This is a genomic window from Azohydromonas australica DSM 1124 (assembly GCF_000430725.1).
Classification (GTDB): domain Bacteria; phylum Pseudomonadota; class Gammaproteobacteria; order Burkholderiales; family Burkholderiaceae_C; genus Azohydromonas; species Azohydromonas australica.
In genome coordinates this window covers 1-9,790 of sequence record NZ_AUMO01000134.1, presented here as the reverse complement: position 1 = coordinate 9,790, position 9,790 = coordinate 1, and the positions used below count along the sequence as shown (strand labels likewise).

The window sequence follows — 9,790 nt, the reverse complement described above, 5'->3', positions numbered from 1 at the left end:
CGCTGCGTTGCCCGCAGGGCAGGCTTTTGAGGGCTCCACTTCCACGCCTGCAGCAGCTTGCTCACGTGCCCTGGGTGGTAGTGCACGCCGAGCTTGCGCTCAATGAGTACCGCATTGCGTTTGCGCGTCCACAGCTCACCGCTGAATCCGTGCGCCGGGGCTCCTTCGTCGAGCCAGGTCAGGATCTGAGCCCGCTGTTCAGCTGAAAGCTTGCACGCTGCCCCAGGGGCGGTGCGCTTGTTCAACGCGGCAATCCCGCCCCCGTCACGCCCGCGGCGCATCCACTGCGAAACCGCACCCGGTGTGACGCCCAACGCCTGCCGCAATCTCCGCCTGTGTCCACCCCGCCTCGTGCAATTCCCAGGCACGCAGCCGCCGCCCCTCACGCCAGTCGACGGCCCGGCTCGAAAGCAGCTGTTCCATGTTGGCCTCCTTGGAGAGCCTGACGGAGTTGAGCAATCTATGCGCCGATCAGTAGGTGGCCTACTAAAAATGAGTTCTTATGCGGCATTACGTCTGACATATGCGCGATTGCAGTAAGCGGTCAACAAACATCCGATGCGACATCATCGGTAGGTACCTGCGCCGCCACGGCGGTCAGTCGATGTACTCGTCTTCAGTGGGCGTGACGTTGTATTGCCGGTCGAGGAATCTCAGCACGTGTCGCTGCCGGTCTTCTCTGACCGCTTCCGGCGGATCAGGCATGCAAGGTAGCGGTGATGCCCTTGGCAAGGAAAACGAACAACGCCAGCCAAGTTGTCAAGCAGCGATAGCTGCCGCCCGCCCGAGCTTCATCCATCTTTACCTGTACTTCACATGCCGTGGTGAACCGCCTGCGGCCTTGATGCGTTTTCGATTCGTGGCGCGACAGTAGCGCCCGTAACAGGAGTCGCATTCATGATCAGCAAGCGGATCACCCTCGTCGCAGTGGCTCTCTTCGGCAGCCTTGGCGCCGGCCTAGCCCAGGCGCAAGGTGCCGACCTCCAGTGGTCGGTGACCATCGGCTCGCCCGTCGGTGTGCCGGTCTACATCCAAGGGGCGCCGGTCCATGGTTCACCGATGCCCACAGCGCACCCTGTACCTGTGCGCATGCCTCAGGGATACCAGCAGCCCACGCGCTGGGATCGCGATGGCGACGGCATTCCCAATGGCCGTGATCACGTTTTCAATCCGGTCTGGGACCGTGATGGCGATGGCATCGCCAACCGCCACGACCGCCGTGACAACCTGCGTCAGGACCATGATGGCGATGGCGTACCGAACGGCTACGACCGCTCACCCTGGGGTCGGCGCTGAAGGTTCGAGATTGCCATGTACCGATGCACGACCGTGGCATTTGACGGACGGCATCGGACAATATGCGATCGCTGCCAAACAGCCTTGCATGTAGTTGTTGTCACGCCAACCTGAGGATGGCGGCAAGCCGTGCCGCATCAGGCGGCTTCACGAGGTACTTGTCAAAGCCGGCATCGATGGCGCGCTGCCGGTCCGAGTCCTGTCCATATCCGGTCACGGCCACGATCAGCGCATGCGCCGTCTCTGGCATCGAGCGCAGGCGCCGTGCCATGTCGTTGCCGTCTATCCCAGGCAGACCGATGTCGAGCAGGCACACATCGGGACGTTCCTGCCGGGCAAGATCCAGCGCGCGATACGCATCGTGCTCGACCCAAACCTGATGTCCGGCCTCTTCGAGGTAGAGCGCCAGCATCCGCGCTGCATCCTGGTTGTCGTCCACAACCAGTACTCGCCGTGGACGGCCTCGTGGCGTGGCAGGCCCATGCGCGGATTCCGTGCCCAGGAACGGGTCGGCTTGTAGCCGCGGCAGCCGCACGGTGAACTCGCTACCGGTACCCGGGCCCTTGCTCTGGCAGCTCACCATCCCACCATGCAGGCCCACGAGGCTCTTGACCAGCGCAAGACCCACTCCAAGCCCGCCCTGTGCACGGTCAGGGTTGCGTGCGGCCTGCACGAACAGCCCGAATATCTTGGGCTGCAGGTGCAGTGGAATGCCAATGCCGTTGTCGCTCACCCGCATGACCACCCAATCTTGCTCGACCTGCATGGCCATGACCACATCACCGCCCTCGGGCGTGTACTTGGCGGCGTTGCCCATCAGGTTGGACAGAATCTGGACCAACCGCTTCTGGTCCCCGAGCACGAAGGCACGTTCGGGCGGCAGGGTGATGGAGAGCTGGTGGCGCCGCGACTCGATCAGCGGCCGCACCTGCTCCACGGCGTAGGCCACCACCCGCTTGAGATCCTGGGCCTGCCGTTCGATGGCCACCAGGCCTCGCGTGACGCGCGACACGTCGAGCAGGTCGTCTACCAGGGCGGTCATGTGGCGCACCTGGCGGGCAATGATCTCGCTGGTGCGCTGGACCTGGCTTTCGGCCAGCCGTCCCATGAGCAGGAGTTCCGCGGCCGTGCTGATCGGCGCCAGCGGATTGCGCAACTCATGGGCCAGCATCGCCAGGAAGTCGTCCTTGCGCTCGTGCTCGCCGCGCAGCTCCTCGGCCAGCGCCTCGGCACGCTGCCGTGCACGCACCTGCTCCGTGACGTCGTAGGCGAACACCAGGATCCCGCTCGTGTGGCCTTGGGAGTCCAGGAGCGGCTGGTAGACGTAGTTGAAGAACACCTCGTCCGGTGGCCCTTCGAAGGCGCCGCGGTGCAACAGCGCCGGCTCTTCCTGGCCGACATACGCCTTGCCGCTTCGATAGACCTCGTCGAGGATGCGCGGGAAGGGCTGGTCCTGCATCTCGGGCAGTGCCACGCGCAGCGGCTGGCCGATGACGGCGCGCGGGCCGATCAAGGCCTGGTAGGTCGGGTTGACGAGCTCGAACACATGCTCGCCCCCTTGCAGCACCGCGATGCCGGCAGGCGCCTGCAGGAACAGATCATGAAGGTGCTGGCGCTGCCGCTCCCGCGCCTGCAGCAGGCTCGCCCGCTGCAGCATCGAGGCCAGCTGGGCCGTGACCGACTCCAGGAAGGCACGGTACTTGTCGTCGAAGTGCAGCCGGGTGCTCAGGCCAAAGGCCACCACACCTTGCGGCACGGTGCCGGACTCCCCTTCAATGGGCAACAGCAGGACAGCCGCTTCGCCGCCCGGTACGGTGCTGCCGGCCGCAACACCGAGCTGCTGGGCGCTGTTGAGCTCGAACACGCGCCGGGCCGTGGCATCCAGCTGCGTCTGCCGGTCCTCGCCGTGGTCCAAGGCTGCAGGCTGACCAGCCAGCAGCAGCCGCTGCTGCGCCGCATCCCAGAGGTAGATCCATGCGAAGGGAATGTCGTGCGGGTTGTGGCCCAGCACTGCAGCCGCATCGGCCACCGGCTCCAGCGAGCTGGTCGATGCCAGCGCGCGCAGCGTCTGGGCACGACGCTCGCCCAGCACCGTGTCGGTCACCTCGAACACCGGTTGCAGAATGCCGGCGACGGCGCCGTCGTCGTCGCGCAGAGGGCTGAAGGTGAAGGTGAAGTACGCGTCCTCCTCGAATCCATAGCGGGTGACGGGGATGTGTTCCTGCCGGACCTCGACCACTTCACCGTGGTCAAGCACCCGGCGCATCCACGGATAGATCAGCGGGTAGGTGTCGGGCCAGGATTCGCGGTAGGACGCGCCGAAATAAGCCGGATGGCGCGGTCCCATGATGAGGGCATAGCCGTCGTTATAGATCTGCGTCTGCTCGGGCCCCCAGAAGATGATGGTTGGCGAGGGCAGCTCCATGATCAGGCTGACGTAGCTCAGCAGGCTGCGTGGCCACGAGTCCATGGGACCCAGTGGCGTTCGCCCCCAGTCGAATGCGAGCAGCAGCGCCTGGGTCTCGGAGCTTCGAAGGGAGATATCGATAGGCTGTCTGGCCATGCCCTGGAGGTGTTCCATGTTGTCCGGCGCCCATTGACGCCAACGCCGTTCCAGGCGAGACCGTGATCGTGTGCCCAGTGCAGTGGGGATCCGTCGCGTAGTGTGCCGCAGGCCGCATGGACGCACGGACTGCAGCCAGGCAAGCGCGAAATACAGGGGCCGCAAGCCGGCGCTTTCAAAGCGACCGCTGAGCCACGGCACCGCCCGCAGGTGCTCTCGGCGTTTCAAAGGGTCGGGCAGGCATGTGCCAGCTCAGGCGCACACGCTCGGGCGGTGGATGCAAGCCAGAGCAGCATGCCGCAAGTGCCTGCGTATGGACCGGTGTCCACGCCAAGCCTGCGTCAGACCATACCTATGACCTGTGACGCGCCGTTGTTCGGCGCTGCAGTCATGTTGCCTTCACCCGCCTGGGCTCTGGAGATGCACAAAGGCAGTCAACCGTTCATCCTTATTTGAACATCACCGCGTATTTGACTCATTATTAATTGAACGACGCAATCTGTTGGCTGCGCTCGGCAGCCACGACAAGCTCAAGTGCTCTGTCCAATCCAAGTCGCAACGGCCTGGGCCAGTGCCCGCTCTTGCTCGGTGTTGCTGCAGCCGGCTGTCGGGTCGGCCAAGTGTTGCTCCAGCGCCCAGCCTGGCGGCCGGCGGCTTTCCCACCAGGCTTGCGATGCGGCAGCAAGCGCCAATAGCGGCACTGCCGTATTGGCCGGGCTGGTGGCCCTGGAATGATTCGGCTTGCCGCCAGACGCCTTGTTGTCCGCGCTACCGCGGCCATAGGCGAAGTCCAGCATCATCCCGACTGGACTGAATTTCTGCATGAGCGCCCTTTCCTGCTGGATCTATTGGCGTAGAGCCAAGTATCGCCGAGGCCGCCTGCAGCAATACCCATCACGCTTGGAAAACCAGCCGTCGATATCAAGCCAGGCGGCCCAATCGCCGCTGTTGAACAGTGGCTGATCTGACCCCAGCTGCTTGAGATCGAGCATTTGAGCCGGGCGCGGGCAGCGCCTGGCTTGTCCCCAGATTCGGTGGACAACTCTGTGAGCCAGCACCCTGGCGTCACGGCAAGTCGTTGATTCGATTGACAACGATGCGACTGCTCAAAAATTAGGCAAACGCTGAAAGTTGATAGCGCGATGAGGGCCCCTTGCGCATTGAAGTCCCGGGCCCGATTCTTCCCGGCCAGATTCCATCCAAGCTCGGCGAAGGTATCGCTTCGTCCATTGCGCATGAAACCACATCACCGCCCGGCCCGGATGAGGGCTCTCGCCATACCCTGAACCGGATGGATTCTTCAGTGGATTTGGCATTCGCGTACTCGCGCACCCGGCGTGCTTGCGCTCAACGGCAATAATGAGTAACGGACCCCATTTGTCTCGTCCGTTGAGGAAGTACCAACACCATGCCCAGCAAGAGAATCGCGGCCGCCAAGAAAGCGGCATCCAAATCCGCTGCAAAGAAGGCAGCTCCTGTTGCCAAGAAAACCGCCCAACCGGCGGCAGCAGCCACCTTCCGCTTGAAGATCGACCTGGCCAACCTCGCCGTCGGCGCCAAGACGGTCAAGCAGCTCTCGCGGGCGGTGGGGAAGCTGGCGCAGACGCTCACGAAGATGGAAGACGGCGGCGGCGTGTCGCTGGAAGCACCCGTGACCGGCAAGGCGGTCAACCTGGTCACGCAGGATGCCAAGCTCGCGCGCCGCTTCGGCATGGAAGAAGGCCGCGCCCCGCGCGGTGCCAAGACCGCCGCACCGGCGGCCAAGAAGGCTGCTGGCGCTGCGCAGGCGGCCGCAACACCTGCGCCGGCGAAGAAGGCGGCCACCAAGAAGGCCGCAGCGAAGAAGGCCCGCGCGCAGGCCGCTCCGACGGATGGGGCCCCCGCAGCCGAAGCGATCGACGTCACGCTGGTAGCCAAGCGTGCAGCCCAGAAGGCCGCGGTCAAGAAAGCGCCTGCCAAGAAGGCGGCTGGCAAGAAAGCCGCGCGCAAGACGGTCGCCAAAAGCTCGAACGAGCCTGCACGTGCTGCGGGCGGCGAATCGGCCGCGGCTCCCGAGGCGCCGCCGGCCATCGACACGCCGGGTGCCGAGGCCTCAGCGTCCTGACAGAGGAACAGGCCATGAAGTACCCTGCCCTGTCGGTTGCCGGACTCCGGCGCCCAGGTGCGGGGGTTTCCAGAGCTCCACGGAGCAAGTCAGCAACAAGGAACGACTATTTGCGCAAGGCAATGCAGGGAGAGGGCATGGGAGAGTTGCAGTTGCGCGTGACCATTCCGGACGGCGTCGAGTTTGCCGATCTGCGCCTTTCGCGAGACGTAGGCGACGGCCGGGTGCGGTTCAAGATGGCGCCCATCGAGGCGATCTGCGAGGCCAGTGACCTGGACCTCGGTGAAATCATGCAAGGCCCGCAGCCGCTTGTGGGGCTGCTGATCGCGGCCTGGTACGCGGCTCATCTGGAGCGTGGCGGCGCGCCGGACCCGGTGCAGGAAGACCTCATGGAAGAGACCCGGCTCGAGGAGGAGCACGGCGGCGGCTTCTCGTACCCGCCCGGACACGCGTGAAGCTTGTCGTGCCGCTCAAGTCGCTGCGCCAGCCAGTCCGGTCAGCGATCAGGGCAAGCCGCTCTACCCTCGCCTTCACGTTGGCAGCCGAAGCCGCAACCAGCTCAACCGCAAGAGGCAGGCGGCTCCTTGAGCTGATGCCGCTCCGGCGCGGGTTCGGCCAGCAACAGCGTGGCATCGCTCCAGTCGCACTCGGCTTCGACGCGCCGCAGTGCATCGACCGACGACTCCCCAAGGTGCTCGAATCTCGCCTCGTTCACCACGCGGCCGCGCGTGAAAACCAGTCTCAGCAACGACATATCTCTCCCCCATCATCTCTGTCGACGCTTTCAGGAATGGCGCCGCTTCCAATTACAACGCGTTGAGGCGTCGTGCCGATGACAGGTCATGGGACGGCCCTTCACCTGCGGGTTCAGACCCAGGGCGATAACTGCCAGATGGCTTTGGCGGTTCACCTTATAGCGAGCCCTCCGCGATTTTTGCTCTGGCCTGTGCCGCCACCTCTCGCACCTGCTGCGCCAGCTCGGGCGGCAGCCATACCTCGACGCGTTCCCAGTTTCTCGGGACGTCCTGGGCAGCGGCAAGCACTCGATCGACGATGGCACCCACACGCGGCTGAGTGAGCCGGTGCCGTTGGGCAACCAGGAATTTAGGCACGCCGTCCACCAGAACCTCTCGCGCGATCGCAATGCTCTCCGGAGTCATTTTCCCCAGCCGCACTCTGAAGCTGTCGAACTCCTCGGCCGTCATGGAAACCTTTGTCATTGATGTCCTTCGTTCTGACTGCGCAGAGAGCGTACCGTTGGGCTGCGGCTGTCGCAGGAAGACGAGTTCAAGGGTGCCCACCTCTGCATCCATCGCATCGGCGCCACGCCGGAGCACGAGGTGAGCTGGTAAGCCGCAGGTATCACCAGCATCCCTGGAAGGAAAACGCCGGGTCGCAAGGCCCGGCGTTTTCGCTCTAGCGCTTCTCCCGCGCGCGGCATGCAGCAGCCGCGCGCTTCCCCTTTCTTGGCGCGGCTCAGCCGGCGCTTCCCTGCGGGCACGGCGACTTGCGCCGCCGCGCCACGATGCCCACCACCCCCACGCCCGCCAGCATCAGCCCAACCGCTCCGGGCTCGGGTACGGCCGCCACCGCGGGGGCGAACGCGGGGTGGAGCGACGTGTAGCCGCTCGCGCGCATGGACGCTTCTATCGTGCTGGCCAGCGACGTCCCGCGCGGGTTGGAGATCGAAAAGCTCAGCGTCTGCTCGCGCACCAGCAGGCCCGGCTCGGCACCGTCGGTATCCAAGCGCGTGCTGTAGCCGCCCAAGCGCCTGCCGTCGGCGCCCAACATGCGCATGTGGAAGGCGGCCAGGCCGCCCTCGTGGCGCGGGCCGCCAGTTGTCTCCAGTTCCATGCGCAAGTCCCCCGTCCACACCAGCCGCGTGTAGGGTGCCAGGACGATGGCGCCCACGAAGGAACTGGAGGCGGGCACGGTGCGCGCATCGAAGCGGTTCTCCAGTACGCCGTCCCCGGCCGTGTTGCGCACCAGGCCGCCCACGCGGGCCTCGAAGTCGCGGGCGTCGTTGCCTTGGGAGACGCCGGCGCTGCCTAAGCCGGGAGTGGCATTGATGGCCGCCCGCGGGAAGAACTGCTGCAGGCCGACGTAGCGGCTGCGCACGTCGGTCGGGTAGGGCAACGGCTGCCCGTCCGGGCCGGCGTAGCTCTGCTGTACCCACGCCGCCGCGCGCGCGTTGATACGGCTGGTGTCGAAGCTGACGCCGGGCGCGATGCCGTCGCCCGGCCGCAGGTCCACCAGCGACCAGCCGAAGTCCTCCAGCACCAGGAGGGCGCGCGCATCGGCCCACGCCGGGCCGGCCGCCGTGCTGGCCACCAGGGCCGCGCACAGCCAGGGCACCGCCCGGGACACGCTTGCTTTGAACATGGGAGTCTCCTTTTGCTGTTGCTGTTCCTGTCCCGGCTCAGCGCTTGCCGCGCCGAGCGGCCACGCCCACCACGCCTAGGCCGGCGAGCATCAGCGCCACCGTGCCGGGCTCGGGCACGGGGTTGGCGGACGAGTAGCCCTGCACGCCCAGGCTCATTTCGAAGGAGGCCGGCAACACGTAGGGGTTGCGGTTGGTGAACACGAGGCGCAGCGACTCCTCGTGCGACAGCCGCCCCGGCGCGCGGCCGCGGGTGTCCAGCTCCAGTTCGTGGCGCGCCTGAAAGATGGGGTCCTCGCTTTCCATCTCCATGCGAAAGCGCGCCTCGACGTGCTCGTGGCGCATGCCCGCGCCCACGCCCGTCTTCTCCACGAACATGCTCAGCCGCCCCGTCCACACCAGCTCGGTGAGGGGCGCCAAGACGATGTCGCCGCTCATGCCGCCGAAGGTTTCGAAGGCGCTGTGCTGCCCCGCCAGGGCGGTGGCGCGGCTGCCCTGGCCTTCCATGACGATGTCGTAGGTGCCGCTAGCGGCCTGTCCGCCCATGCGTGCGGTGGCCTGCGAGCCCGGCTGCGACAGCGAGCGGCCGCCGTTGGGGAACACCACGTTCCCGGTGGACCACGAGCGCGACAGCCCCGTGTCGTTGGGCAGCGGATCGCCGTTGGCGTCCACGCCGCGTCGGTACACGCCGGCGGTCAGGCCCGTCAGGAAGGAGGCCGTTTCGAAGGTGACGCCGGCGGCCATGCCGTCGTTGGGATTGAGGTCCACCACCGTCCAGCCGAAGTCCTCCAGCCTGAAGCTGCCGCGCACCTCAGCCTGCGCCGCCAGCGGCAGCCCCAGGGCCAGCGCGGCGGCCACGCTGCAGGCGTGGGCTAGGAAGGGGAATGTGCTTCGTTCCATGGCCGTCCTCCTCATTGCTGGCCGCCCCGGCGGCCCCGCGCCGCCACGCCCACCGCGCCGGCGCCCAACAAGGCCGCGCACAAGCAGCGCGCCGCCAACCGTGATCCGCTTGCAGTCAACATGTGTCTCCTCTTTTGCTTACCGTCGGAAAAATTTCTTTGGCCGGCATTCTGGACGCGCGTGTTGAAACTCAAACACGCCTTGTTGGGTGGGTATTTTGGTCGCGAAATTTTAAGTTTTGTCACGGAAGAAAATGCCTGTTGACGGCGTGAAAAGCTCGCGTGTGATTGCAAGACTAAATACCGGCATATGAATAGCGAATTGGCTGGCCAGTAAATACCTGTTAACTGGAACAGTTCATGGGAAGATCTGGGCTTTCCCCGGGTAAAGTCTAGGGGAACGCAAGCCGGCAGGCCACTCCCTGTGAATGGGCGAATTGCGCCGAAATCAATAAATATAGGACTTACGCAACGAGCACCATCCGCACCGCCGGGCTGCGCAGCTCGGCTCTTAGATAGTTGGACAGCATCTCGCGTTTGAGCTGATA

General features: G+C 65.4%; 11 protein-coding genes. 3 read left to right on the top strand and 8 right to left on the bottom strand.

Annotated features, from left to right (window positions below; all coding sequences use genetic code 11):
* Together H537_RS51315 and H537_RS54480 are read right to left on the bottom strand one after the other, a co-directional pair.
* A partial coding sequence (locus H537_RS51315; RefSeq protein WP_169517045.1) for a winged helix-turn-helix domain-containing protein occupies window positions 1-245 on the bottom strand: 245 nt, incomplete at its 3' end.
* A 19-nt stretch (window positions 246-264) separates the two neighbouring features.
* Window positions 265-423, bottom strand: coding sequence for a hypothetical protein (locus H537_RS54480; protein ID WP_169517044.1), 159 nt, complete (start codon window positions 421-423; stop codon window positions 265-267).
* Between the two features lie 474 nt (window positions 424-897).
* Here H537_RS54480 and H537_RS51310 point away from each other — a divergent pair, with 474 nt between their 5' ends.
* Window positions 898-1,296, top strand: a complete 399-nt coding sequence (locus H537_RS51310) for a hypothetical protein (protein ID WP_084150803.1) — start codon at window positions 898-900, stop codon at window positions 1,294-1,296.
* A gap of 100 nt (window positions 1,297-1,396) precedes the next feature.
* On the opposite strand, the gene H537_RS49460 is transcribed toward H537_RS51310, so the two are convergent.
* Window positions 1,397-3,859 (bottom strand): hybrid sensor histidine kinase/response regulator, encoded by a 2,463-nt coding sequence (locus H537_RS49460; RefSeq protein WP_169517043.1) that lies wholly within the window; start codon window positions 3,857-3,859, stop codon window positions 1,397-1,399.
* A 530-nt stretch (window positions 3,860-4,389) separates the two neighbouring features.
* On the bottom strand, window positions 4,390-4,683 hold the full coding sequence (locus H537_RS53155; protein WP_156901824.1) for a hypothetical protein: 294 nt from the start codon (window positions 4,681-4,683) through the stop codon (window positions 4,390-4,392).
* A 698-nt stretch (window positions 4,684-5,381) separates the two neighbouring features.
* Here H537_RS53155 and H537_RS0118325 point away from each other — a divergent pair.
* Together H537_RS0118325 and H537_RS44040 are read left to right on the top strand one after the other, a co-directional pair.
* On the top strand, window positions 5,382-5,963 hold the full coding sequence (locus H537_RS0118325; protein ID WP_084150801.1) for a hypothetical protein: 582 nt from the start codon (window positions 5,382-5,384) through the stop codon (window positions 5,961-5,963).
* A gap of 137 nt (window positions 5,964-6,100) precedes the next feature.
* Window positions 6,101-6,418 carry a hypothetical protein gene (locus H537_RS44040; protein WP_156901823.1) on the top strand — a complete coding sequence of 106 codons (318 nt, stop codon included), beginning with the start codon at window positions 6,101-6,103 and terminating at the stop codon, window positions 6,416-6,418.
* Between the two features lie 104 nt (window positions 6,419-6,522).
* Here H537_RS44040 and H537_RS0118315 read toward each other — a convergent pair whose 3' ends face one another.
* From H537_RS0118315 to H537_RS55025, 4 genes are all read right to left on the bottom strand, one after another.
* Complete coding sequence (locus tag H537_RS0118315) at window positions 6,523-6,717, bottom strand: hypothetical protein (RefSeq protein WP_028999006.1); 195 nt, start codon at window positions 6,715-6,717, stop codon at window positions 6,523-6,525.
* A gap of 157 nt (window positions 6,718-6,874) precedes the next feature.
* The gene (locus H537_RS55805) at window positions 6,875-7,264 is read right to left on the bottom strand and encodes a TrfB-related DNA-binding protein (protein WP_169517042.1); all 390 of its coding nucleotides are present in this window, start codon (window positions 7,262-7,264) and stop codon (window positions 6,875-6,877) included.
* A 175-nt stretch (window positions 7,265-7,439) separates the two neighbouring features.
* The gene (locus tag H537_RS55030) at window positions 7,440-8,345 is read right to left on the bottom strand and encodes a PEP-CTERM sorting domain-containing protein (RefSeq protein WP_028999005.1); all 906 of its coding nucleotides are present in this window, start codon (window positions 8,343-8,345) and stop codon (window positions 7,440-7,442) included.
* 37 nt (window positions 8,346-8,382) lie between these two features.
* Window positions 8,383-9,243: a PEP-CTERM sorting domain-containing protein gene (locus H537_RS55025; RefSeq protein ID WP_028999004.1), complete on the bottom strand. Its 861-nt coding sequence runs from the start codon at window positions 9,241-9,243 to the stop codon at window positions 8,383-8,385.
* Window positions 9,244-9,790 lie beyond the last annotated feature (547 nt).